This is a genomic window from Spirosoma sp. (assembly GCF_026391055.1).
Classification (GTDB): Bacteria; Bacteroidota; Bacteroidia; order Cytophagales; family Spirosomataceae; genus Spirosoma.
The window spans coordinates 178,121-204,524 of record NZ_JAPLET010000031.1 but is presented as its reverse complement, the minus strand read 5'-3'; the positions used below and the strand labels follow the sequence as shown (position 1 = coordinate 204,524).

14 protein-coding genes and 1 tRNA gene are annotated in these 26,404 nt (G+C 52.4%); 10 read left to right on the top strand and 5 right to left on the bottom strand.

Annotated features, from left to right (window positions below; translation table 11 throughout):
• Positions 1-192 precede the first annotated feature (192 nt).
• Positions 193-3,156, bottom strand: a complete 2,964-nt coding sequence (locus NT073_RS32645) for a PAS domain-containing protein (RefSeq protein ID WP_297382454.1) — start codon at positions 3,154-3,156, stop codon at positions 193-195.
• A 454-nt stretch (positions 3,157-3,610) separates the two neighbouring features.
• Here NT073_RS32645 and NT073_RS32640 point away from each other — a divergent pair, with 454 nt between their 5' ends.
• From NT073_RS32640 to NT073_RS32610, 7 genes are all read left to right on the top strand, one after another.
• The gene (locus tag NT073_RS32640) at positions 3,611-7,666 is read left to right on the top strand and encodes a hybrid sensor histidine kinase/response regulator transcription factor (RefSeq protein WP_297382453.1); all 4,056 of its coding nucleotides are present in this window, start codon (positions 3,611-3,613) and stop codon (positions 7,664-7,666) included.
• A 153-nt stretch (positions 7,667-7,819) separates the two neighbouring features.
• Positions 7,820-8,812: a family 43 glycosylhydrolase gene (locus NT073_RS32635; RefSeq protein WP_297382452.1), complete on the top strand. Its 993-nt coding sequence runs from the start codon at positions 7,820-7,822 to the stop codon at positions 8,810-8,812.
• A 93-nt stretch (positions 8,813-8,905) separates the two neighbouring features.
• Positions 8,906-12,121 carry a TonB-dependent receptor gene (locus tag NT073_RS32630; protein ID WP_297382450.1) on the top strand — a complete coding sequence of 1,072 codons (3,216 nt, stop codon included), beginning with the start codon at positions 8,906-8,908 and terminating at the stop codon, positions 12,119-12,121.
• Positions 12,122-12,168: 47 nt separating this feature from the next.
• Positions 12,169-13,614 carry a RagB/SusD family nutrient uptake outer membrane protein gene (locus NT073_RS32625; RefSeq protein ID WP_297382449.1) on the top strand — a complete coding sequence of 482 codons (1,446 nt, stop codon included), beginning with the start codon at positions 12,169-12,171 and terminating at the stop codon, positions 13,612-13,614.
• 232 nt (positions 13,615-13,846) lie between these two features.
• Positions 13,847-15,709, top strand: a complete 1,863-nt coding sequence (locus NT073_RS32620; RefSeq protein WP_297382448.1) for a glycoside hydrolase family 44 protein — start codon at positions 13,847-13,849, stop codon at positions 15,707-15,709.
• 27 nt (positions 15,710-15,736) lie between these two features.
• A complete protein-coding gene (locus tag NT073_RS32615; RefSeq protein ID WP_297382447.1) occupies positions 15,737-18,211 on the top strand; it encodes a hypothetical protein in 2,475 nt (824 codons plus the stop codon).
• 78 nt (positions 18,212-18,289) lie between these two features.
• On the top strand, positions 18,290-18,787 hold the full coding sequence (locus NT073_RS32610) for a LysR substrate-binding domain-containing protein (RefSeq protein WP_297382445.1): 498 nt from the start codon (positions 18,290-18,292) through the stop codon (positions 18,785-18,787).
• 117 nt (positions 18,788-18,904) lie between these two features.
• Here the strand turns inward: NT073_RS32610 and NT073_RS32605 are convergent.
• Positions 18,905-18,977 (bottom strand) — tRNA-Thr (locus tag NT073_RS32605).
• Between the two features lie 85 nt (positions 18,978-19,062).
• Here NT073_RS32605 and NT073_RS32600 point away from each other — a divergent pair.
• Both NT073_RS32600 and NT073_RS32595 read left to right on the top strand, forming a co-directional pair.
• Positions 19,063-21,033 carry an ABC-F family ATP-binding cassette domain-containing protein gene (locus NT073_RS32600; protein WP_297382443.1) on the top strand — a complete coding sequence of 657 codons (1,971 nt, stop codon included), beginning with the start codon at positions 19,063-19,065 and terminating at the stop codon, positions 21,031-21,033.
• Between the two features lie 74 nt (positions 21,034-21,107).
• Positions 21,108-22,166, top strand: a complete 1,059-nt coding sequence (locus NT073_RS32595) for a PA0069 family radical SAM protein (protein WP_297382441.1) — start codon at positions 21,108-21,110, stop codon at positions 22,164-22,166.
• Between the two features lie 14 nt (positions 22,167-22,180).
• Here the strand turns inward: NT073_RS32595 and NT073_RS32590 are convergent, their stop codons facing one another.
• Positions 22,181-23,125, bottom strand: a complete 945-nt coding sequence (locus NT073_RS32590) for a bestrophin family ion channel (RefSeq protein ID WP_297382439.1) — start codon at positions 23,123-23,125, stop codon at positions 22,181-22,183.
• Between the two features lie 156 nt (positions 23,126-23,281).
• Here NT073_RS32590 and NT073_RS32585 point away from each other — a divergent pair, with 156 nt between their 5' ends.
• Positions 23,282-24,580 carry a DUF5103 domain-containing protein gene (locus tag NT073_RS32585; protein WP_297382437.1) on the top strand — a complete coding sequence of 433 codons (1,299 nt, stop codon included), beginning with the start codon at positions 23,282-23,284 and terminating at the stop codon, positions 24,578-24,580.
• A 105-nt stretch (positions 24,581-24,685) separates the two neighbouring features.
• Here NT073_RS32585 and ychF read toward each other — a convergent pair whose 3' ends face one another.
• Both ychF and NT073_RS32575 read right to left on the bottom strand, forming a co-directional pair.
• Positions 24,686-25,786, bottom strand: a complete 1,101-nt coding sequence (gene ychF, locus NT073_RS32580; protein WP_297382435.1) for a redox-regulated ATPase YchF — start codon at positions 25,784-25,786, stop codon at positions 24,686-24,688.
• Between the two features lie 269 nt (positions 25,787-26,055).
• Positions 26,056-26,382: a DUF3276 family protein gene (locus NT073_RS32575; protein WP_012928772.1), complete on the bottom strand. Its 327-nt coding sequence runs from the start codon at positions 26,380-26,382 to the stop codon at positions 26,056-26,058.
• Positions 26,383-26,404 lie beyond the last annotated feature (22 nt).

Here is a 26,404-nt window from a genome sequence, read left to right as displayed (position 1 = left end):
CAGGGGTAACTTCCGCAGAGTCCTGGTAAGCGTTAGTTTGATAAATTAGAGCGCTAACTCTTACTTGGTTTACTGGTACAAACCTAAGCCTGGGCAGGTCGATGAGAGCGGTACAAATCGACGATTCTTCGGTAAAAGAAGCGGATTATAACCGGAGAGGCAGTAAAACGTCGTTTGGCCGATGGGCGTTGCTCAACCGGGGAGGTATACGCTAAAGGTTGCTCCCCGACCGGGTTGACTGCTGGCCCGGATAGCACCCCCATGATTGGTCACTACTTTTTCGCAGATGGCCAGGCCAATACCCGTTCCGGCATACTCGTTCATGCCGTGTAGCCGCTGAAAAACCTGAAAAATGCGGTCGGCATACTTTTGCTCAAAGCCAATGCCGTTGTCGATTACGTCAATCTGATGATAAAGAGGAGCCGAACGATTGGATACCACCAAAGTGGGGACGTCCCGAGCCAGCAGCGTTCGCGCATCAACGCGAATTACGGGCACTGGCGGCTTGGATCCGTTGGTCGCGCCGGGCCGCGCCATGCGGCTAAACTTGAGGGCATTAGTCAGTAGGTTTTGGAAGAGCTGGCCCAACTGTAATGGATCGCCCAGCACTTCCGGCAGTTCCCCGAGGGTAACCTCGGCCCCCGTTTCCGCAATCACCAGCTCCAGGTCGGTGAGCACGGTCTGGACAACGGTGGAAAGGGAAACCAGCTGCCGCCGGTCCTGTTGGACCGAAATCCTCGAATAGCTCAGCAAATCCCGGATCAGGGTGGACATACGGCTGGCTGCGGATTGCATCCGTTCCAGATAGGCACCTCCCTCCCCAAGCTGATCGGCGTATTGATTTTGCAGCAGGTTGCCGAACGACTGAATTTTGCGCAACGGCTCCTGCAAATCGTGCGAAGCCACGTAAGCAAACTGCTGGAGGTTGTCGTTGGACCGATTCAGCTGCCGGTTGGCTTCTTCCAGCTCCTCATTGATCACAACATATTCCTCATTCTTCGACGCCAGAATCTGGTTTGTCGACTCCAGTGCTTCAATGGCGGCTGCCAATTCTTCCGTGCGCTGCTGAACCAACTGCTCCAGGGCAAGCTGCTGCTGCCGTTCTTCAGTAATATCCCGCATGGTACCCACCAGCTTGGCCGGTTGCTGATAGTCATCAAAATACATACGTGCCTGCACCCGGACAATCCGGTGTCGACCTGTTCGACTGGTCACGATGGTGTATTCCTGATCCAGTAAGCCTCCTGAACCGAATGTGAAAACCTGCGTCAGGGCAAGCTGAATCCGGCCCTGATCGGATTCATGGATGACCTCATTCATCAGGACGGCGGGCAGACTATCTTCGGTAAATTCAAAGAGCTGTTTAAGGTTTTCGGAGTACGTGATCAGGTTCGTGGGTACGTCTAATTCCCAGGTTCCGATGTCGGCCAGTTCCATAGCGCCCCGTAAGGCTTCTTCGGCCTGCTGTAATTTCTGACGGCCTTTAATTTCTTCGGTGACGTCAATGGCGATGTCTAAAATAGCAAACACCTGCCCCTGCTCATCCCGTAGGGGAGTATAGGTGATGTTATAGTAGTTATGGGTCATCACCCCATTCTGTACAATATCTACCCGCGATCCGTAGCTCTGGAACATCTGCCCCGTGGTGTATACATCATCCAGAATTTGCAGAAACGGCTGATTTTCGGTGAGTAGTTCGGGCATCACTTCCCGCAGAGGCTTCCCGGTAATGTCGGGACCTTTGCCGACGATGTCGATGAAGGTCTGATTGGGTAGTTCCACGATCAGATCCCGGCCTACGAATAAACCCATACCGGCGGGTGCCGTGGCAATGACCGAGCGCAGCCGGGCTTCGCTGGCCACCAGTTGCTGCTGGGCGATTACCTGCTGGGTTACGTCCACGGCCATGTCCATGATGGCATAAACGACACCGGCAGCATCCCGTAGGGGTTTATAGGTAAAGTCGAAATAGTAGGTGCCCAGTACACCATCTACCAGCAGTTCGGCTCGGGAGTTTTTGGCCGTATAGGTCTGCCCCGTGGTAAAGACCTCATCCAGAATAATCAGAAAGGGTTGCCCGTTTAGCTCGGGCACGGCTTCTGCCAGGGGTTTGCCCAGCACCGATTTATCTTTCCCCCAAAAGGTAAGCATCATTTCATTGGCCACCGCAACGCGCATCTCGCGCCCTACAAACAGGCAGGTCGCCACGGGAGCCTCCTCAATGAGGGTTCTGAAGCGGTTCTCACTTTCTTTGATCTCTTGCCGACTCAACACCTGCTGGGTTACATCCGTGGCAACTACCAGAATAGCCGGAATTATGTTGTTGGCTTCCTGGTGCGGCTGGTAGGTCAGGTCTACGTAAATGGTCTCCAACTGGTTGTTCCGAACAATGTCAACAGCCACTTCTCTGGCAACATAAGGCATACCGGTCATGATGACCTGTTCCAGCAGGTTGTCAAACCCTTGCCCAGCCAGTTCGGGCAGAGCCACCAGTAAGGGTTTACCAATGAGCTGATCGGGCGTACGGCCTACCAGATACCCATAAAACGGATTGGCCATCTGAAAAGTCAGATTCTGTGCGCTGATCATTGCAATACCAACCGAAGACTGTTCAAAAAAAGCGATCATTTGTTGCCGGGTTTCTTCGGACTGTTGGCGCGCCAGAACAGCTTTGGTTGTTTCCGAACAGGTTACCAGTACACCGTTGACAGCACCGGTATCATCAATAAGTGGGCTGAAGCTGTATGTCCAGTAGGCGAAATCCATCCGGCCGTCCCGGTAAAGGGGTAGTTTCTGGTCTTCAAACCAGACGGCTTCTCCGCCCGCCATAATGCTATAGATCATGGGGCCGATAACCGGCCAGGACTCGGACCAGCTTTGCTCTCCGTTTTGCCCCAGGGATGAAGGATGCTTACCGGAAAATCCCAGACTTGGCCGAAACGCATCGTTATAAAAAGTGATCAGATCCGGCCCCCAGAAGATGAGCATCGGAAAGCGGGAACTGAGCATCATATTGACTAGGGTATGCAGGCTTTTGGGCCACTGATCGGGTGTTCCCAGGGAGGTCTTCGACCAATCGTAGTTGCGGGTGAGTTCACCCATTTCACCACCTCCCTGTAAAAAACGATAGTTATTATTAGTAGAAAATGTTTCCAAGATGAGTCGAATGAGATCGCTTTGTAGCTTGAAGGGAGTACGAAGCGAATGGAATAAGTAGCCCTTTTTTCACAACCTATTGATCGTCATCATTACGAACTAATTGGTTGGGAGGGTAATATTGATCAAATGTAAAACCGGTACGCCAACCTGCAATACGTTAACTGGGCAATTATTTCTAAATGTGACTACCTTGTTTCGCAAGTTTACTAGTACCCGGCGGCACGCCTTTCATCCTGCTTTTTCAAGCTTTACCTCTTCCGGTCTTAATTCTGATGTTGACACGATAGTAACCTCAGGTATTCTGGCTGTAATACGCCGGGCTGCAGACTATGCTCAACGGATTTTGTTCTTGCCTGCCTAAAAGAAATGGGAGACAGGCTAGGTTAAAGAAAAGGAGAAAGTGCCTTTTGGGATTATTCTACGATAGAAATGGACCATCATGGAAACAGGCATGCGTACGTTTATCTTGTTGTTGCTGCTGCCTTTCTCTTACGCGATTGGCCAAAGCCGAATCCGAACGCACGATGTCGTTAGCACAGACCTGATTTTTGAAAAGTACAGCAGCCGCAACGGCCTCCCCGACGATCGAAGTCGGGCGCTTTTTCAGGATAGTAAAGGGTTTCTGTGGGTAGGAACCATGAATGGACTCGCCCGGTTTGACGGCTATTCATTTACCCCTTACGTACATAAAGACGGCGTCAATAGCCTGGTTGGTAACTGGATAAAAGTTATTTGCGAAGCGGCCGATCACGCCATCTGGGTTGGTACAAAGGAAGGTCTCAGCCGGTTCGATCCACGCCTGAATACCTTTACAAACTACCAGAACGACCCCGGCAAAACAAACTCCCTGCTCTGTAATCAAATCAACAGTCTGGTATTTGACAGCCGGGGTAAACTATGGATTGGTACACCCAACGGACTGACCGTTTTTGACCCGGTTACCCAGACGTTCAAACGCTTCGCCACCCACCCCTTAAACACCCGCATCACCAAACTGCTCCGCGCCGAAGGGGACTTTATGTGGATGGCCACCCAGGAAGGACCTGTGAAATACAATGTTCGGACGAACACATTCAAACGCTTTCTTTTGGCGGTGCGGGCCAATCCATTCGGCGACCGTTTTTCTTCCATGCTTGAGGTAAATCATGATCTGTACATCGGCACTTTCATGGATGGGCTTTTCCGACTGCCATTCCGGGCCAAAACCGGCGATTATGGTCCCATCGAACCCATGAAATCGTTCGTGGCCGGTATTAAGGAACACCAGGATAATCAGATTTACGACCTCTGTCAGTCGGATAGCGGCACAATCTGGCTAGCCACGAACAACGGCGTTGCCCGGCTTGAGCACATGGAGTCCGGGCGTCCGCAGCTCCACTATTTTCGGCACAACCTCACGAATGGCCAAAGTCTGAGTAATAACACAGTCTATAAAATTCTGATCGATAAGACCAATGTACTCTGGTGCGGTACGGAAGACGGGCTCAATAAAACCGACCTGGAGCTACTACCCTTTACGTACTATACATTTTACAATCAACATGCTCAGGATCAGGTCAGAAGTATTTATTCGGCTACTGGCAAAACGCTTTGGTTTGGTACGGTCAAATCAGGGTTATATACGTACGATACGCAAACGAACAGTACATATCACATCAAATTTGGCTCAACCGAATCTTTTTTAAATGCGCATCGGGTGCTTTACCCAGCTGCCGATGGAGGCTTGTGGGTGGGTACGCTGGGGGGAGCCATACAGTTGCCGACAAACAACCTCACTCGCCCCCTAGCACCTGTCAGCGGGCTGGCCACCTACGCCTTCCTGACCGACAATCGGAAGAATATATGGATTGGCACCTACGACGGGTTGTATCGCATTAGTCCGGATGGTAAAGCCAGCCGGATGTTGACTCAGCCGAAAGGCAGCGATTTTATTCGCGCCCTGTATCAGGATCATACCGGCAAAATCTGGGTTGGGTACGAAAGCAGCGGGCTGTATTGCTTCGATCCACAAACCGGCTTATCTCAGCGGGTAATCCACTACGGACGGGGGCAAGCACTGCTTGGCAATACGATTTTTACGATGCTGGAATACCCGAAAAATGTGCTTTGGGTCGGTACCGAAGGCGGCCTTAACCGAATTGCCCTAGGCCCGAATCAGGCGTATACCATCAAGTCCTACGAAGAGAATGACGGACTACCAGCACTGGCGGTCAACAGTTTACTAGCCGACAAACAGGGGAATTTATGGGTTGGCACCAGCAAAGGGCTGGCCCGTTTCGATACGCAGCACGAGCAGTTCCAGATCTACCTCCGTGGCAGTAGTTTCAGCTATAACGGCTGTAGTCAGTTGACCAACGATAAGCTGCTTTTCGGCACTTCCGACGGGTTTGTTATCTTCGATCCAAAGGCTATTCACCCGGTGTCGAGCCTGCCCGCCGTAGCGTTGACGGAGTTGAAAATCCTGAACAAGCCGGTGTTGATCGGGCAGGTCGTCAACAAAGACACCCTGCTGAGGCAGGGTATTCAGCATACATCGTCCATTACGCTAAATCACTTGAACAACGTTTTTTCGGTTGGTTTCAGCGCCCTGCACTTTTCCAATCCGGCCGCCAATACCTATGCGTTTAAGCTGGAAGGGTTCGACAAAGACTGGATACATGCCGATGCCCAGAACCGGACGGCTACGTACACCAATCTGGACCCCGGCTCATACCGGCTTCTGGTTAAGTCTGCCAATTATCTAGGGCAGTGGAACCCAAAACCTGTTGTGCTGGCCATCAGCGTTTTACCGGCACCCTGGAAAAGCAGACCGGCAGTAGCGGGCTATCTCTTCTTCACGGGTCTCCTGCTGGTGAGTGTTATTCGTCATCTGTTAGCCCAATCCCGCCAGCGGCAGCAACTGATGTTCGCGCAGCGGGAAAAGGAACAGCAGGACCGTTTACACAAGCTGAAACTGCAATTCTTTACTGATATATCGCATGAGTTGCGAACGCCCCTTTCCCTGATCAGCGGCCCCGTTGAAGAGTTGATACTGGCAAAAGAGGTGCAGGGGGGCGTTCGGCAAAAGATCGAATACGTACAGCGTAACACCCGGAAGCTGTTACAGTTGATCGATGAATTGATGACGTTTCAAAAAATGGAGCAGGGAAAGCTTCGCCTGCAACTGGAGCGAATCGACCTGAGCAGCTTCGTCCGGGACATCGCCGACAACTTCACCGGGCTGGCCGAACAAAAGGGTATAGACTTTCGGCTGGAGATGGAACCGCTGCCGCTTTATGTACCTATTGATGCCAATAAGCTGGATAAAGTGTTGAGTAATCTGCTCATCAATGCCTTCAAGTTCACCCCTTCGGGCGGCTCTGTGCAGTTGACCCTAGCTTTATGTCAGAACGGGGAAGCTACCGACGACTGGATATGCATCAAGGTGGAGGACAACGGGAAAGGCATTTCCAGAGAAGAACAGGCCCACTTATTCGAACGTTTTTTTCAGTCCGAAACCATCAAGGGAGGAACGGGCGTCGGGCTGTCGCTGGCTAAAAGTCTCGTTGAGCTGCACAGAGGACAGATTTCGGTGCAGAGCGAACCCGGCGAATTTACCCGTTTTACAGTGTTGCTGCCCGTGCTGCCCGCAACAGACACAGCGGCCATCCGTAGTGAACTGGTTTCACTACCAGCGTTGCCAATTCATGAACACGCTCCCATAAAATCCTTCTCGACAACCGATGGGGCCGCAAAGGCCAGCCTGCTGCTGGTCGATGATAATGTTGAGGTACTAAATTATCTCGAACTGACTTTTCAGACGCAGTACACCATCCGAAAAGCGGAGAATGGGCAAGAAGCCCTTCGGCTGATTCAGCGACACGAGCCGGACGTGATCATTTGCGACGTTGCCATGCCCGTTATGGATGGGGTAACGTTCTGCCGACGGCTTAAAACGGATGTGATTACCAGCCATATTCCTCTAGTGCTGCTTACCGCCCGGACGGCAGTCGAAAGCACACTGATCGGGCTCAACGCTGGTGCCGATGATTACATTGCCAAACCTTTTCACCCTCAGCTGCTGGCCGTACGCATCGAAAAACTAATCGAAAACCGGCGATTACTGATTCAGAAATACCAGGCCAGCGGGGCTATTATTCCCGAAAACATTACCAGCAACCCACTGGACCAGGCCCTTCTGCAACGGATCATCGACACCATTATGGTTAACCTGGACAACGATGAATTCGGGGTAGAGGAGCTGGGCGAACACGTCAACATGAGCCGCAGCAACCTGTTTCGCAAGGTGAAGGCACTTACGGGGCAAACGCCCATCGAATTCATTTATGATCTTCGCCTGAAACGCGCTCTGTCACTACTCCTTGAGCGTAAGCTGAACATCTCCGAAATTACCAGCGCCGTTGGGTTCAAAACCCGCTCTTCCTTCACCAAGTCGTTTCGCAAGCAGTTTGGTAAAGCCCCCACCGACTACCTGAACGATGTGCTGGCCCGCCAGCGGCAGGTCTAGAGTCGATTTAGGTAGCTCCTGCAACATCTCACCCCCTTTTTGGCACCCGCGGCCCCCCGTTCTCCCGGGGAATAGTCTTCTTTTGCTTTTAGAATTTACCTGCATTATTCCAGGATAAAATTTACTGAAACTGAAGTTGCCTGATTGATTGCTATGTTGATTGTAAGACTATTGCTCGGCCTGTCGATGCTGATCGGGAGCCTACGCTGGTGGCGTTTACCCGACACACCCGTGCCCAACCGGCAGATGATGTACCGCGACACCTCCCGTCTGGGACGACCCTTTGCCAAAGACCCCCACGTAATTGCTTTCGGGAACAGGTACCTGATGTACTATTCCATTCCGGCAGGGCCATCGGCCACGGGTTGGGGCATCGGAATTGCCGAAAGCAAAAACCTCATCGACTGGCAAAAGGTGGGCGAGGTTACGCCAGATGCCTCCGCGCCGTATGAGAAAAACGGCCTGTGTGCACCCTGCGCTCTGGTGAAAGATGGGCGCGTGCATCTGTTTTACCAGACCTATGGTAACCGCGAAAAAGATGCCATTTGTCATGCTGTTTCGGCCAACGGGATAACGTTTACGCGGGATGAAACCAACCCCATTTTCCGGCCCAACGGGGCATGGACCTGTGGCCGCGCAATCGATGCCGAAGTGATTCAGTACAAAAACCAGTACCTGCTTTACTTCGCCACTCGAAACCCGGCTTACACGGTACAGATGCAGGGTGTTGCCGCAGCGTCCCTCAACACAACTTTTGCCCGTAACGACTGGAAGCTCCTGGCCGATTCGTCCATTTTACGACCCGTGCTGCCCTGGGAAAAGAAATGTGTGGAAGGAGCATCTTGCCTTCCGGTGGGGAAGTCGCTGTACATGTTCTACGCGGGTGGCTACAACAACGAACCCCAGCAGATCGGCGTGGCCGTCAGTACGGATGCCGTTCGCTGGCAACGGCTGAGTGATGAGCCCTTGCTCAAAAACGGAGAACCTGGCAGCTGGAACGCCAGTGAGTCGGGCCACCCGCACGTGTTCAAAGACCGCAAGGGTGGTGTCCATCTGTTTTTTCAGGGTAACAGCGATAATGGAAAAACGTGGTACATCTCGCAGCGAACGATTCATCTGGCCAATGGTCGGTGGGTAGTTGATTAAGGGCGTCAGTCACCACCACCGGTTGCTCCGGCCCATACACATTCATGTGAACTCAATTTGAATTGCCTATAACCATCTATAAACCAATAAAGTATGCGTGAGTATATACGTAGCGGTCTCCGACTGACCGTTTGGCTGACGTTCATGGCGAACGCAGTAGCGCCCATACAGGCACAGCAACTGGCTTCTGCTCTGACCAGGCAGAAGCCGTTGGCGGCAATGGCCGTCAGCACGAGCGCGTCGGTTCAGCTAGTAACAGGCCGAGTAACTGACGAAACCGGCACAGGCTTGCCGGGGGCCAACGTGACCGTGAAAGGCACCACAACTGGAACCGCCACCGACGAGAAAGGCCAGTACCGAATCAGTGTACCCACGCCCAACGCGGTGCTGGTCTTCAGCTCGGTTGGCTACCTGAAGCAGGAGGTCAGCGTAGGGAACCGAACAACAGTAGATATTCAGATGCGCGTTGATAACCAGAGTTTGAGCGAGGTTGTCGTGATCGGGTATGGTGAGCAGTCGCGGAAAACGCTCTCGACGGCCATCGCCAAAGTAGAAGGGAAAAATATTGGCATACAGCCCGTCAGTACACCCGGTGAAGCGCTGGCTGCGCTGGCGGCTGGTGTACAGGTACAGTCTGACCGGGGGAGCACGCCGGGGGCACCACCCACTATCCGTATTCGGGGAGTTGGTTCGCTGAGTACGGGCAGCACACCACTGTATGTCGTTGACGGTTATCCGCTACAGGACCCCGCCCAGTTTGCGCTCATCAACCCAACGGACATCGAGTCGATGGAGATTCTGAAAGACGCGGCTTCGGCGGCTATTTATGGGTCACGGGCGGCCAACGGTGTTGTTATTGTAACGACCAAGCGGGGCAAAGCAGGTAAAACCAGCTTCAACGTATCCATCTATACGGGCATTCAGCAACTGGCCAAGAAAGTACAGCTTCTGAATCGGGATCAGTACATCGAGAACGCCATTTATGCCTCCAGGCTCAAGAATATACCTTACCCAAAAGTATTTGAAACCAAACCCGACAGTTTGCCCGATACCGATTGGCAGGATGCGATTTTCCGGCAGGCGACCATCAGTAACTACCAGCTTTCGGCCACGGGCGGCACCGATAAGGTTCGCTTTGCCATCTCGGGTGGGTATTTCAAGCAGGATGGTATCCTGAAAGGTTCAGCTTACGAACGGTATAACCTGCGCTTTAACCTGGATGCCGACTTGAGTCCTAAACTCAAATTAGGCGTGTCGATGGCCCCTTCCTACAGCAGTCAGTTTCAGCAGCAGGCGGCCGGGCAGTTCAACGGATCGAACGGTACTGAAACCAGCGGTACCCGGTCGTTGCCCAGCGCCATTATTTCGGCCATCGACATGCCGCCGACCATTCCGGTTTATACCCCCAATGGCGATTACGCGCAGACCTTCAACGGCAATACGAACCCGAATGGCACCAATTTTTACCAGACTAATCTCTACAACCCGCTGGCCGTTCTGGAGCTTAGCCGCAACAACCTAAAAGGCTATCGGCTGTTTGGCAATGGCTTTCTGGAATGGCAGCCGATTGCGAACCTGCGGCTGAAAACAACGCTGGGGTCAACGCTGAGTATTTTCGATCAGTCGGCCTACATCCCAGCCAATCTGGCCAACGAATCGGCTCCCCGCGCCAACTCAACGAACCCGGTGTTAGGTCAGATTTTCGCCCGCGAGTCGCAGACTGTCACGCTGGACTGGCTCTGGGAGAATACAGCTACCTACAACAAGGCGTTTGGTAACCATAACTTCTCGCTGCTGGCCCTGTACTCGCTTCAGAAACTACAGGCTAAAAACACGGCTACGTCGGGCCGGTCGGGTAGTTACACGACTAGTCTGCTGGATAACCCGCTGGCCTCCCCCGACCGGATTGGTGAGCTAAACTACGATCAGAACGCTTTTTTGTCATTGGGCGGACGTATTACCTACGATTTCAAGAGTAAATACATTTTTTCGGCCGCCATTCGGCGGGATGCATCGTCGCGTTTTGGTCCAAACAACCGATTTGCTACGTTCCCGTCCATCTCGGGAGCCTGGCGGATCAGCGAAGAGAAGTTCTGGTCGGGCCTGAAAAACAGCATCAGCGAACTCAAGATCAGAGCCAGCTACGGCGAAACGGGGAATGCCAACATCGGTAGTTTCAACTGGACCAACAGCGTACAGGGCCGGAACTACAGCTTCAATCAGGCGCGGACCTTCGGCTATGCCCAGACCGGATTTGCCAACTACGACCTGACTTGGGAGAAAAACGTGCAGACCGACCTGGGCCTCGAAATGGGCTTCCTGAACGACCGCTTCACCTTGGGTATCGACTATTACAATCGACTGACAACCGGCATGTTGTTCCAGAAAGACTTGCCGGGCATTGTGGGCTACGCTACCAATTTCCGAACCAACATCGGCAGCCTGCGCAACCGGGGCCTTGAACTCTCCGCCCGGGCTAACCTCAATGTAGGTGCTGTTCGCTGGACGATAGACGGGAATATTTCGGGCAACCGCAGCAAGGTGATGGACCTCGGTGGCCCTGCGTCGCTGCCAACGGTAGCGGCTATTTTTGGCTGGAACAACGTTTATCAGGTTCGCGTGGGCGACCCGCTGGGCAACATGTATGGCTTTCAGGTGACGGGTATCTTCAAGAATGCCGATGACCTTAGCAAGAACGCCCAGTTCACAACGGGCGATAAAGTGGGGAACTGGATGATCCGGGACCAAAATGGCGACAACAAAATCGACGAGAACGACCGGGTGTATATTGGCAAAGGCGTACCCAGCTATATCTGGGGGATGACCCACAACTTCCAGTACAAAAACTTCGACCTGAGCGTCATTCTTCAGGGTGTACAGGGCGTCAACGTCATCAATGGAAACCTGCGGCACATCTGGGCAAACCAGGTATTCAACACCATTCCGCTTTACTTCCGGAACCAGTTCGACCCGGCCAACCCCACACAAAACACCGACTTCCCGGCGGCAGGGGCGGGGGGCATTCACCCCGGCAACAACCTCACCGACCGGCTGCTTTTCGATGGTTCGTTTGTCCGAATCCGCAACCTCACCTTCGGCTACTCGGTACCAACGGTATGGCTGAACAAGATCAAGCTACAGTCGGCCCGCATCTATGTAACGGGACAGAACCTGTTCACCTTCACCAGCTATCCCTGGTATAATCCGGAGACCAACACCGTGCCGGATTCGCCCGTGCAGATTGGCGTCGATCAGGGTACCTACCCACTGGCACGTACCTACACCATTGGCCTCAATATCGGCTTCTAACCTGTTGATGCCTCAAGAATTGTCGATCGTTAACTCCTGAAAAGCGTATGAAACCGTACACGAAAGCAATAAAATTACTCGTACTCACCGGCCTTATCAGCCTGACGACGGGTTGCGGAGAAAAATTCGTTGACCTGATTCCGCAGGACGTCATTCCCGTTGGCAGCTTTTATAAAAGCGAAGCCGACATCCGGTCGGCCCTGACCGGGGCCTATGGTAACCTGCGGGGTATCTACAACTCGTATTTTCTGTATACCGAGGTGCCATCGGACAACACCCGGACCTTCGGTGAGAACGAAGTCGGGCAGGGTGAACTGGATAAACTTACCTACCAGCCGTCCAGTACCAACATGTCGGCAGCCTGGAACGACGCTTACCGGACCATCTCGAACTGTAACGTCATCCTCGACAAAATAGGGCCGGTAACCTTTGCCAGCACAACGACCAAGGACCAATATACCGGTGAGGCCAAGTTTTTGCGGGCACTCATGTATTTCAACCTGGTACGCTATTTCGGCGATGTGCCGCTGGTGCTGAAAGAAATAACGACCGAAGCAGACGCCTACACCTATAAACGAAGCCCGGCAGCTACGGTATATGGCCAGATTGAAAAGGACTTGCTGGAGGCCGAAAAAGTGCTGCCTGCCAAATACACGGGCGCCAATATTGGGCGAGCTACCACGGGTGCGGCCAAATCGCTGCTGGGTAAAGTGTATCTGCAACAGAAAAAATGGCCCGAGGCAGAAGCCAAACTAGCCGAGGTCATTGCCGCCGGAACCTACCGGATTCTGCCCAATATTACTGATGTGTTTGGTGTCGGGCGCGATAACAACGACGAAATCGTGTTTGCCGTCCAGTACGTGAGTGGGGGCTTTGGCGAAGGGAATTCCTACTCGGCAAACTTTGCGCCCCAGCCATCCGGTACGTCGATCATCGGCGTGACGGGCAATAGTTTTAACACCGGAACGCAGGACCTGTTCGACGCTTACGAAAAAGGCGACGTACGCCGGGATGCGTTTATGGGCATCTACGGAACGGCTCCCAACGTTTATTACTGGGCCAAGAAATTCATTTACTATGTCACGCTCCAGAACGAAGGGGAAAACGACTGGCCAGTACTGCGCTATGCCGATGTGCTGCTGATGTATGCCGAAGCGGCTAACAACAATGGAAAAACAGACCTGGCCCTGACGCAGGTAAACAGTATACGAAAGCGGGCCGGGCTGGTTGAAAAAACGGGCCTGTCGAAGACAGATACGCAATTGGCTATCGAACAGGAGCGCCGGGTGGAGCTGGCTTTCGAGGGGCATCGGTGGTACGATCTCATCCGGTGGGATAAAGAGGTCGCGACCATGCAGGCTTTCAAAGCAAAGTACACGGCTACTGACCCTGCGAACGCCAACATGAGTCCGGCACCCACCCGGCGATTGTATCCAATTCCGTTCCGGGAAATGACGCTGAACCCGAATTTGACCCAGAACCCGGGTTATTAAGGTAGTTATCCATCAGTAAGTATCGTTTGGAAACAAGTGAATTACAAGGTTGGTCAAGAAACGGGTGAGACATTGTCTCACCCATTTTTTTGGTGAGTATGGGCCAACACAAGGACTTTAATTGTGCCAACAAGCTGGACCAATCAGCAGTATCTTTGGGCTATCCCGGCGGCTTAGATCCAGATTGATACTAACATGAAACAGAACGACGGGTACTAACCAGATTAAACGTATGCGTTGGTTGCTGTTAATAAGCTTTCTGGGAGTCGGGGTCGTTGCCCCGGCTCAGGGAGTAACCCTTGCTGTAGACCCCACATTGGAGAAAAAACCCATTTCACCCTACCTCTACGGCGGCAACGGTATGCTGCCCGGTCAGAGCAGTACCACCGGCTCAACGGCCGCGCAGTGGGTGCGGCTTCGCGAGTCGGGGATGCGGTTTCTGCGCCAGGGCGGGGGCAACAATTCAACTAAATACAACTGGCGCAAACGGCTGTCGAGCCACCCCGATTGGTATAATAACGTTTATACGAACGATTGGGATAAAGCTGTTCGGTTGCTTCAGGACAGTTTAGCCTCGTCTGTAACGGGCATGTGGTCGTTCCAGCTAATTGGGAAAGTAGCCGCAACGTCAACCGCCAACTTCGACGACTGGGGCTATAACCGCTCGCAGTGGTGGACAGGCGTAAATCAGAATCTGGCCGGGGGCGGAACGCTGAACCCTGCCGGGGGCAATCAGGCATTGACAAACGGCAACCCCGACCGCTACCTGCAAGACTGGCCCGCCGACTCGACGGTGGGCCTTTTGGACCACTGGCGAAACCGGCTTTCCATTCCCGATGGGCGGCTAACCTACTGGAATATGGACAATGAGCCCGAAATCTGGAACGGTACGCACGACGATGTGGTCAATAACTCTCTCTCTGCCGAAGCGTTTATGCAGCGCTATTTCGCCGTTGCTAAACAGGCACGGGCACGCTTCCCCGGCATAAAGCTGGTAGGCCCCGCCACGGCCAATGAGTGGCATTGGTACCACTGGATGAACCGCACCACCCTGTCTGATGGGCAGTATTTGTCCTGGCTGGCGTATTTCATTAAGCGATGCGCCGAGGAGCAAAAAGCGTCGGGCGTTCGCCTGCTCGATGTGCTGGATCTTCATTTTTACCCCGGCGAAAGCAGCCCGGAGCAGATCGTGCAACTACACCGCGTTTTTTTCGACCAGACGTATGACTATCCTGGTGCAAACGGCGTAAAAGACCTGACGGGAAACTGGAATAGCAGCCTTACCAAAGAATATATTTTTGGGCGGGTCAACGACTGGCTGACCCAATACATGGGGCCGAACCACGGCGTTAAGCTGGGAATAACTGAAATAGACGTAAAAAGCAGCGACCCTTCCGTTACGGCGGTTTGGTATGCCTCCATGCTGGGTGAATTTATGCAGAAAGACGTAGCCATTTTTACCCCCTGGTCGTGGAAGGTCGGCATGTGGGAAACGCTGCACCTGTTTGCCCGGTACAACCAGATCACCGCAGTGAAGGGTACATCGAGCAACGAAACGCTGGTGTCGGCCTATCCGTCAGTCAACAGGGGAGGAGACACCCTGACGGTGGTGTTGGTAAACCGCTCAACGACAGCTGGCCAGATAGCCACCCTCAATATTGCTAATTTCAAGACCCCAACGGCCCCGGTACAGGCGTTACGGCTGGCGGCCCTGCCCGCTGAGGAAACCTTCGTGTCGCACAGTAAAAATGCGCTGCAACCCGTTCCTGTCTATTTCGCCGGAAATGCCGCCACGCTGACCCTGCCTCCGCTTTCGATCACCACCATGACCCTGACCGAATCGCTGTTGACGGCAACCGAACCCCTGCAAAAAGCGGTTTCGGTTTTCCCTAACCCCGGCACGGGTATTGTAACGGTCGACACCGACCAGCCTTTCGAAACGCTTACCGTTGTGGATGCGCAGGGACGCCGGCTCTATCAGTTTAAACAACCTACAGGGAAACAGTACGACCTGTCGGCACTGCCGCACGGCGTTTATACGCTGCTGCTGGAATCGGCAAAGGGCGTACAGACCACCCGTTTTATCAAACGTTGATATTCACCTTCTTTTTTATTATTCCGTATGACCGCTACCGGTTTTCGACTACTCGTCTGTTTGCTTTTTGTCCTGGGCACGGCAAACGCCCAGAATAAACCTGCCCACCCTCAGTTTAGCGGCATTTACCCGCATCTGGCTTATTACAATAATGAGGGGGAATGTGGCACCGGGGCCGTGGTGCCTTGGGCTAATCGCCTGTGGGTGGTTACCTACGGGCCTCACCTGCCGTTTGGCTCATCGGATAAACTGTATGAAATCACCGCTGATCTTTCTGTAACGACCCGCCCGGAAAGTACCGGAGGGACGCCCGCCAATCGCATGATTCATCGGGAGAGCAATCAGTTATTTATTGGCCCCTATGCCATAGATGCCGATCGGCAGGTACGAACCATTCCCTATTCAGTAGCACCGGGCCGCTATACGGGGCTGGCGCGGGACCTAACCGATCCCAAACAGAATCTGTTACTTGCCACAATGGAAGAGGGCTTTTATCGGGTGAATGCCCAAAGTCTGAAAACGATGCTGCTCTACCCCGATGGCAATGTAAAGCAACCGAAGAAAGATGATATGTCCAATAACCATATGGGTACGCTGCTGCCCGGTGCCCACGGGAAAGGCGTGTACTCGGGGCAGGGGGTGATGGTATATTCCAACAATGGGGAACCCGGTCCCCTGGCGCTCAAACAGTTCGATATTGAAGCGGGAGTCCTCGCCGAATGGAACGGGAAAGACTGGACTGTCGTACGCCGGAATCAGTTTGTGGAAGTGACTGGCCCCGGCGGCATCTATGGCAATGCAAATCCGGCCATCGACCCGATCTGGGCCACCGGTTGGGACCATAAATCGGTGTTGCTGGGCGTGCGGGGGAATGGCAAGTGGTCATTTTTCCGGCTTCCCAAAGCCAGCCACACCTACGACGGAGCCCACGGCTGGAATACCGAATGGCCCCGGATTCGGGATGTAGGGCTGGGGGGTAAACCGGATTATCTGATGACAATGCACGGCCTGTTCTGGCGGTTTCCGGCTACGTTTTCAGTATCGAACACGGTCGGAATCCGGCCCCGATCGGCTTACCTGAAAGTGATTGGCGATTTTACCCGCTGGAATGACCGGCTGGTGTTTGGCTGCGACGATTCCGCGCAGAAAGAGTTTTTGAACAAGCGAAAGGAGAAAGGAGGCATCGAAGGGCCGGGGCAGTCGAACTCCAACCTGTGGTTTACGCCCCTGACCCTGCCCGATCAGCTTGGCCCCAACACCGCCGAGGGTGCCGTTTGGCTGAATGAGGCCGTAGCGGCTGGCGGTTATTCCGAACCGTTCCTGTTTGCGGGCTGGGCCAACCGCTCGGCCTGGGTGCAGAACCACAGTGAGGGAACCGTTACGCTTACGTTTGAGGTCGACAAAAACGGCACGGGCAACTGGACAACCCTGCAAACGAGTTCGATGGCGGGCCAACAGGCCACCCGAGTTACATTTGCTGCCAATATGCCCGGCGAATGGATTCGGGTTCGGACGGATAAAGCCGCCCGGCTAACGACCCAGTTTACCTACTCGGCCAACGACAACCGGCCCACAGCCGCCAATCTGATGTTTGCTGGGCTCAGCCCGGTAATAGCACCCACCACCACGGGTGGACTGCTCTATGGCCTGGGGGATAACCGACGGGCGCTTGGCCTGCTGGCCCAGGAATACACTAATGGAAAGCCCAAAACCGTCGGCTATTACGAACTGGATGCGGCTATGAAGCTGGTGCGGAAGCAGGACGATACAACCCAGGCGTTTATTCAGGCCAAATTTGCCATTCCCAAAGAGGTTATTTCCGTCGAGGCTTCGTCGGTACTGGTTGTGGACGAAAAAGGTCGGCGCTGGCGTTTCCCGCTGGGAGACGAGCGGTTTACGCAACTTACCAACGAAGGCAGCCTGCGTATTTGTCGGGAAGTTGCCACTGAGCGCGACCTGTTCAACTGCCATGGTACCTTCTACGAACTCCCGGCCGAAAACGCGGATGGCTACGCCAAAGTCAGGCCCATTGCCTCGCACCAGCTTCGTATCAACGATTATGCCTCGTACCGCGGCTTGCTGGTGATGACGGGAATTGATCTGGCATCGGCAGCTGGGAAAGAGCATATCATCGTGTCGGACGACCGGAAGGCGGCTATTTGGGCAGGTGCTATCGACGACCTCTGGAAACTGGGCAAACCAACGGGGCGCGGTGGACCGTGGAAAGACGCGACCGTGGCCGCGAACATCCCATCTGATCCTTATCTGATTGGTTTTTACGACAAGCGTACGCTGACCCTGTCGCATAAAGCCGCTTCACCAGTTACCTTTACGGTGGAGGCAGACCCCGTTGGCACGGGCCAATGGATGGCGTACAAGACCTTTACCGTAGCCCCTGGCCAACCCGTGACCCATACATTTCCCTCAGATTTTCAAGCCCGATGGATACGTTTTCGGGTTGATAAAGCCTGTACTGCAACTACCTCGCTGGACTATAAATGAACGATTGGGTTAAGCCGGTAGTGCCGATAGCTACCGGCTTAACCCCATCAAATTTAAGTCATTCCGGGCAAACTGACGATGTGGGTGGTATCGATAGGTAAGTATGCGAGGCCCTATTTTTTGGCGGGCTGTATGCGCCAGCACGAAGGCATTGAGCTGGTTATGGACGTCACGAACCAGCAAAAGGTAATTGACAGTCTGGCTAAAAATGAGGTTGACTTTGCCCTGGTGTCTATTTTGCTGCAGAAGCTGAACGTGAATTACCTGGAACTCATGCCTAACAAACTATATGTAGTGGGGCGTCGATTGGACGAACCGGCCTCGTTGAACAATTATCTCCGGCTACTGGAGAAACTCCCGCTTATTTATCGGGAAGCCGGGTCGAGTACCCGATCGATGATGGAACCGTTTATTATGGATCATCAACTGGTAGTGCGCAAACGGTTGGAATTGACCTCAAACAAAGCGATTAAGCAGGCGTTGCTGGCTGGGCCTAGCTATTCCATATACCCGACGATGTTGATGCTCACTACGGCGGTCATGAGTAATTTGGCCAGTCTGATCGGGTGTGGCTGAGCAGTTGAAGGGGCTGAAAAGCTGTAGGGTATGAATAGATGATAAACGAAAAAACCTCCTGAATAGCTTCAGAAGGTTTTTGAAAGGATTCGTACAGTATTCACTGTGTATCGGCTGAGCCTCCTATAGGACTTGAACCTACGACCCCTTCATTACGAATGAAGTGCTCTACCAACTGAGCTAAGGAGGCTTGTAATCGCTTTTGCGAGTGCAAATATAACAGAGTGGAATTTAAGAACGCAAGTATCCGTTTTATTTTTGGTAAATTTGCATCCATGATTTCCATTACGAACCTATCGTATTACCTCGGTAGCCGGGCACTTTATGATAATGCCTCGCTACACATAAAGCCTAATCAGAAAATCGGCCTCATTGGTCTCAATGGTACTGGTAAGTCCACACTGCTCCGTATCATCAATGGCGAATACCAGTCAGATGGGGGAACGATCTCCAAAGCAGGGGATGTGACAATTGGCTTCCTTAACCAGGATTTGCTGTCTTACCAGACCGACGATTCCATATTGTCGGTGGCTATGCAGGCGTTTGCAAGGCAAAATGAGTTGCAAATAAAAATTGACGAGCTACTCCATCAAATGGAGGTCAATTATACCGATGATCTGGTCGATAAGCTCGGAAAAGCGCAGGAAGAATTCGATGCGCTCGACGGCTACACCATCCAGTCCAGAGCCGAAGAAATTCTGGAAGGTCTGGGTTTCTCGACCGACGATCTGCACCGGCCGCTGAGGCTCTTTTCCGGAGGCTGGCGCATGCGCGTTATGCTCGCTAAACTGCTGCTGGAAAAACCATCGCTGCTCATGCTCGATGAGCCGACCAACCACTTGGACTTACCCTCCATTCAGTGGGTTGAAAAGTACGTTCAGAACTACGAAGGCTCCGTTATTGTGGTTTCCCACGACCGCGAGTTCATCGATAATGTGGTTGATACCATTGTGGAGGTATCGGGCGCAAAACTGAATTATTACGCCGGTAACTATTCCTACTATATGGAAGAGAAAGCCCTGCGTAACGAAATTCAGAAAGGTGCTTTTGAAAACCAGCAGGCTAAAATCCGGCAGACAGAACGGTTCATTGAGCGCTTTAAAGCTAAAGCCTCGAAGGCGAAGCAGGCGCAAAGCCGGGTCAAACAACTCGAACGAATGGAGCTTGTCGACGATGTGATCGATAGCAATGCGCGGGTGAATTTCAAGTTCAACTTCTCGCAGCAGCCTGGTCGGCATATTCTGCATCTGGACGATATTTCGAAGGCCTATGGCGAAAAACGCATCCTGACACACTCTACCGCCCGGCTCGAACGGGGCGATAAAGTTGCCCTTATTGGTGCCAACGGACGCGGTAAGTCGACATTGCTTCGGATCATTTCGGGTTCTGAACCCATCGATGGTGAGCGCGTGCTGGGTTATAATGTTTCCTTCAGCTTCTACGCCCAGCACCAGCTTGAGTCGCTTCGGGTGGAGGATTCCATGCTGGAGGAATTGAAGCAGGCAAACCCGACCAAATCGGATGGCGAACTCCGGGGTGTACTCGGCTGCTTCCTGTTCTCGGGCGATGATGTGTTCAAAAAAATCAAGGTGCTATCCGGGGGCGAAAAATCGCGCGTGGCACTCGCTAAAGTACTACTCTCACAGGCGAACTTTCTGCTGCTGGACGAACCGACCAACCACCTCGACATGCAGTCGGTGAATATCCTGATTCAGGCCTTGCAGCAGTATGAAGGAACCTACGTGGTTGTATCCCACGATCGCTACTTCGTGTCGCAGATTGCCAACAAAATCTGGTACATCGAAGACGAGCAGATTAAAGAATATCCGGGTACCTACGATGAGTACGAGTGGTGGCAGGAAGAACGCAAAGCGCAGGGTCTGGGTCCATCCAGTCAACCCGTTGACAATTCGAAAATGCAGCCTGCTCCGGCTACCAACGGCCATTCGTCGAATGGCAAAGCTACCAACGGCCGGGCATCGGATGAAGAACGCAAAGAATGGCAGAAAACCCTTAAGAACCTGACTCGTCAGGTAGAAGAGTCGGAAACCAAGATTGCGCAGCTGGAAGAACGCAAGAAACGCCTTGAAATCGAACTCGCCGACCCCGCAACGTATGGCGAGGATAAGCTGATGCAGGCCAAAAACGACGAATACCGCCACGTAATGGCCCAAATCAGTAAGCTTCAGGACGAGTGGGAAACCGCTATGCTCGAAGCAGAAGAGTGGGAGAAGAAATTAAGTTAGTCGGTAAATTAGTAAGCAGCTACGCCTAAGTTTCTGATACAAGTAAAATATATTTATGTTTTATTTGTATCAGTATGGGCGATTACAAGAAAGGGCGGGGAGCGCAGTTTAATTCAGCTAATTCATTCTCGGTACATCGGTATGAACCCGACGAGCCGCAGGAGGTTATAGATGAAGACTTTCCGAAGCCAACAATAAAAACGCAGTTCTTCGAAGAAACACCGAAGCAGATCATCAGCCGTCCCAGTAGTCCGGATATTGGCTTTTCGGCATCCATAAATCCTTATCAAGGCTGCGAACACGGCTGCATCTATTGCTACGCCCGGCCCACGCACGAATACTGGGGTTTCTCGGCTGGTCTTGATTTCGAGAGTAAAATAATGGTGAAGAAAAACGCACCGGCCTTACTCGAAAAGCAGTTTCAGTCGCGCTCCTACAAACCGGGTATTATTCATTTCTCGGGAAATACCGATTGCTACCAACCCGCCGAACGTACCTACCAGCTCACCCGGCAGATGCTGGCTCTATGCCTACAATACCGGAATCCGGTGTCGATCATTACCAAGAATGCGCTCATTCTGCGCGATCTGGATATTTTAGCACCACTGGCAGCGCTTAATCTGGTGAGTGTCGCCATTTCGATTACCACCGGCAACGAGTCCCTTCGGTTGGTTATGGAGCCGCGCACCGTTACAGCCGGGCAACGCTTTAAAACGATGGGCGCGTTACATCGGGCAGGCGTACCCGTGGGGATTATGACAGCGCCTATCATTCCCAGTCTGAACGACCACGAAATTCCCAGATTAATTGAGCAGGCCGCCGACCAGGGTGCCTGCTGGGCTGCTTACACTGTTGTCCGGCTAAATGGTGCGGTTGCGCCCCTGTTTACCGACTGGCTTCTGCAAACCTTTCCCGACCGGGCCGACCGCGTGCTTACTCAAATTGCCGATTGTCATGGCGGCCAGCTGAACGATTCGCGGTTTAAGACCCGGATGACAGGGGAGGGGCAGTATGCACACCAGATCGCTCAGTTGCACCGGATTTCCTGTCAGAAATACCTGGCCGGACGTAAGCCGACCGAGTTGACAACGCGCTTGTTCAGACCTGCCGGGCAGCTTGGCTTGTTTGAGTGAGTTTTCCTGATGGTCTATTTTTCGTACGAAAAACCTTTGGGCGTTTCACTGAGCTGGTCTGTTTGAAGGAGCATTTCGGTATGGTCGAACGACTGGGTCACGGTTTTATGAATGCCCTTGCAGATGGTATCCAGCGGCAGGTCGTTGTCGTCCGTACCAAACGGGTTTTCGATTTCTTCGGCTATAACTTCCAGGCTGGCCAGCACGTAAAAAACGAATACGACCAGCGGTACAACCAGGTAATGGAGGTTGGAGACGTAACCCAACGGCAGCGAAATGCAGTAAACGAAAATGAATTTCTTGATAAACGAGCTATAGGAAAACGGAATGGGCGTGTTTTTTATTCGCTCGCAGGCTCCGCAGATGTCCATCAGGGATTGAATTTCCGGGTTGAGTACCAGCAGATGCTCGGGTAGTAAAGTGCCCTGACGTTGCAGGGTATTGACTTTGCCAAAAATAGCCAGTGCAATTTGCTGGGGCACATGCTCACTCAACCGGAGGTTATGCACGCCAAACGAGGCACTTTCGGCAAACTCCTGTTCTACGCCTTGCTGCCGTAAATGGTTCTTGAGCGCAAAGGCGAAGTTCGGAATCATGGTCCGGAAAAACTGGCGGGCTTCGATCTGGGTTGGTTCCAGCAACTGGTCCAGCTTAAGCGCCATATTTCGGCTGTTGTTGACAAGGCCTCCCCATAGTTTCCGGCCTTCCCACCAGCGGTCGTAAGCAGTGTTCGTTCGGAAAACCAGCAGCATCGATATAACAAAACTCAGCAGTGTGTGCATGAGCGAGAAGTTCTTCAGATGCGGGTTGTCACTCAAATCGGCCATCTCGATCAGGTGGACGATGATAAACGAGTAGACACCGATGGATACCAGCGCTGGTAGCAGCTTACGCACCGTGTCGGCCCGGTTGAAGGTGATAATAAATCGAAACCAGTCTTTGGGGTTATAATTGACCATATATAAATTTACCTGAGTAGACGATAATCATAAAGGTATTAACTACTGAATTGGACGAATGTTGATACCGCTGTATAATCAGGACCTGCTGTATCGTTCCTATACAAGCAGACTGACGGATGTCTGTTTACCAATCGCCGATTAAAACCACTGTACATGATTGTTTACCTAAGGCTCTTTGCCATTGCGTTATTCTGGCTAGTTTCGTTTCCCACAGCTGCCCAGCAACTTCAGACGATCGACCGTGTTTATGACCCTAAAATAGCTTCCGTGCTGTTGTTCCCACAAGTGGGTACCAACCTGATCGACCCGGCACTGACGCTGAATCCGCCCGTTATTTCGCTGGATGAACAGGTGGTGCTCCAACTGGAGTTCGACGATCTGACGGCCGATTACCGTGCCTTCCGGGCCCGGCTGGTGCATTGCAACGCCGACTGGCAACGATCCATCCTGAACGACATCGAGTTTACGTACGAATACAACGACAATCCCATCACAGAGTACCAGAACTCAATCAACACCAAAATTCCGTACTATCATTACCGATTTACCCTGCCACGGGTGAAATTGCCGGGCAATTACCTGCTGGTCGTTTATGATGAGCGCAACCGGAATAATATCCTCTTCACGCGCCGGTTCAGTACCTATCAGAACCGGGTAACGGTAGCGGCTGGTGTGCGCTTTTCGTCAGATCCTGCTCGCCAGTTCAGCGATCAGCAAATCGATATGAGCGTTAACTACAGAGGCTATCAGGTGATATCGCCCCAAGACGATTTTAAAGTTGTCATTCGGCAAAACTACCGCGATGACCGCGAAATACGGGGGCTACGCCCAACCAATGTGCAGGCTTTTGACCAGACGCTGGAGTACCGGCTTGTTGATTTAAGCAATACTATGCCCGGCGGGAATGAATTCCGGTTCTTCGATACGCGTACGGTGTTGTCCCGCGCTAACTACATCGACCGCATCGACCGCCCTGCCGACCGAAACATTGCTTACGTACAGGTAGACCAGCCGCGTAGCCGCGGTGTGTACATACAAAGCGATGACTTTAACGGGCAGTTTGTTATCGACCATCGCGAAACGGGCAACGGCCCTACCAACGCCGATTATATCGAAACTGTTTTCACTCTCAAAACCCCCGAAATTCCGGGGGTTGATGTGTATGTGAATGGGGCTTTTAACTTCTGGCAGCTGACCGACCGAAACCGTATGGAGTTCGACCCGACCCTGGGCGCTTATCGGGCCAGCGTCCTGCTGAAACAGGGTGTTTACAATTACGATTACATCGTTGGCTCAACCGGTCCAAAACCAAAAGTGGATGAGAACTTCATAGAGGGAAGTTTCTCATCCACCGAAAACGATTACGAAATATTTATCTATCACCGTCCGCCAGCCTCCCGCGCCGACCAACTGATCGCTTACAAACGGATAGGCGTGAATAAACGGAAGTAAGGGTTAGTGGAGTGAGTGAAATTGGTGAAGCGAGGATAAACCGACTCTAGTCACTTCAACCACTTCACCTATTTTATCTACTCCACTAACTCAACCAAACTCCTACTAGGCGCTGTGCAGAAATTCCATTATATCGCCGTCTTGTACGACGTATTCTTTACCTTCTACGGCTAGCTTTCCGGCTTCGCGGACACCCGCTTCGGTTTTAAATTGGGTAAAATCGGGGAGTTTCATGACTTGCGCCCGAATGAACTTCCGTTCAAAATCGGAGTGGATCACGCCGGCGGCCTGTGGGGCTTTCCAACCCCGGTGGATGGTCCAGGCACGAACTTCTTTAACGCCCGCCGTAAAGTAGGTAATCAGGCCCAGCAGCCGGTACGATGCCTTGATGAGCTGGCTCAAACCCGATTCGGTCAGGCCATATTCGCTAAGGAACAGCTCGCGCTCTTCGGGGTCTTCCATTTCGGCAATCTGCGATTCGATACCGGCACTGATGATGATCACTTCAGCCCCTTCATCTTTCACCGCTTCTTTGAGTTTATCAGAATAGGCGTTTCCGTTGGGCAGTGACCCTTCGTCGACGTTAGCCACATAAATAACGGGCTTCACCGTTAGCAGGGCAATATCGCCGATGGCGGCTTCCTTCTCTTCCGGAGACACCTGAACGGTGCGGGCACTCTTGCCTGCTTCGAGGGTTGATTTGTATTCTTTCAGGATGGCTAACTCAGCTTTGGCCTTCGCATCGCCAACCTGAGCCGCTTTTGCTATTTTCTGAATTTTCTTATCTACGGCCTCTAAATCTTTCAGCTGCAACTCAGCGTCGATGATTTCCTTATCCGATATCGGATCGACCTTGCCTTCAACGTGAACGATGTTGTCGTCCTCAAAGCAACGGATCACGTGTACAATAGCATCCACTTCACGAATGTTGGCCAGGAATTTATTACCCAGACCGGCGCCCTGGCTGGCTCCCTTTACCAGACCCGCAATGTCGACAAACTCGATAATGGTTGGTACCACCCGCTGGGGTTTCACCAGACTTTCGAGGGTATCCAGACGTTCGTCGGGTACGGTTACTACGCCTACATTAGGCTCTATTGTGCAGAAGGGGTAGTTGGCCGCTTCGGCCTTTCCGCTTGATATTGCGTTAAACAGCGTTGATTTGCCCACATTCGGCAAACCCACGATTCCACATTGAAGTCCCATGAAATAAGTCAGTAAGTTAACAAGTCGATAAGTCGGTAAGTCAGTAAGTCAGTAAGCAGCTGACGTGGGTGTTTTCCTGATGCGTCAGCCACTTACTGACTTACTGACTTACCGACTTACTGACTTATTTCTGCAAAAATACAACTGCGACGGCGGACCACAAAAAAAGCCTTCAACCGGAGCGGCTGAAGGCTAACTATATATAGCGGTTGGAGCAGTCAACCGAGAGAATGTGTAAAGTTTATGCCATTCGTAAAAAGTAGGTTCATTTATTCCCATTTCAACTCACTGGCGAAGTCATCCTGTTCATCCCGCTCGCGTTGTACGAACTGCGTGAAGTCTACTTCGGGCATGAGTTCGGTTTTTATATGACTCACGGTTTCCTGCAACGCTTCAATAAACTTGTCGAAGTCTTCTTTGTAGAGAAACATTTTGTGCTTTTCATACACGAACCCTTCCCCTTGCGGGTGTCGACGGCTTTCAGTGATGGTCAGGTAATAATCATTCGTGCGGGTCGACTTAACGTCAAAAAAATAGGTTCGTTTACCCGCCCGAACTCGCTTTGAGTAAATTTTTTCTCGGTCTCTATCGTCCACAGTTAAAAAGGTTTAGTCAATT

Coding starts and splice junctions, on each gene's coding strand:
- NT073_RS32640 (WP_297382453.1), top strand. CDS start 3,611: ATGCGTACGTTTATCTTGTTGTTGCTGCTGCCTTTCTCTTACGCGATT.
- NT073_RS32635 (WP_297382452.1), top strand. CDS start 7,820: ATGTTGATTGTAAGACTATTGCTCGGCCTGTCGATGCTGATCGGGAGC.
- NT073_RS32630 (WP_297382450.1), top strand. CDS start 8,906: ATGCGTGAGTATATACGTAGCGGTCTCCGACTGACCGTTTGGCTGACG.
- NT073_RS32625 (WP_297382449.1), top strand. CDS start 12,169: ATGAAACCGTACACGAAAGCAATAAAATTACTCGTACTCACCGGCCTT.
- NT073_RS32620 (WP_297382448.1), top strand. CDS start 13,847: ATGCGTTGGTTGCTGTTAATAAGCTTTCTGGGAGTCGGGGTCGTTGCC.
- NT073_RS32615 (WP_297382447.1), top strand. CDS start 15,737: ATGACCGCTACCGGTTTTCGACTACTCGTCTGTTTGCTTTTTGTCCTG.
- NT073_RS32610 (WP_297382445.1), top strand. CDS start 18,290: ATGTGGGTGGTATCGATAGGTAAGTATGCGAGGCCCTATTTTTTGGCG.
- NT073_RS32600 (WP_297382443.1), top strand. CDS start 19,063: ATGATTTCCATTACGAACCTATCGTATTACCTCGGTAGCCGGGCACTT.
- NT073_RS32595 (WP_297382441.1), top strand. CDS start 21,108: ATGGGCGATTACAAGAAAGGGCGGGGAGCGCAGTTTAATTCAGCTAAT.
- NT073_RS32590 (WP_297382439.1), bottom strand. CDS start 23,125: ATGGTCAATTATAACCCCAAAGACTGGTTTCGATTTATTATCACCTTC.
- NT073_RS32585 (WP_297382437.1), top strand. CDS start 23,282: ATGATTGTTTACCTAAGGCTCTTTGCCATTGCGTTATTCTGGCTAGTT.
- ychF (WP_297382435.1), bottom strand. CDS start 25,786: ATGGGACTTCAATGTGGAATCGTGGGTTTGCCGAATGTGGGCAAATCA.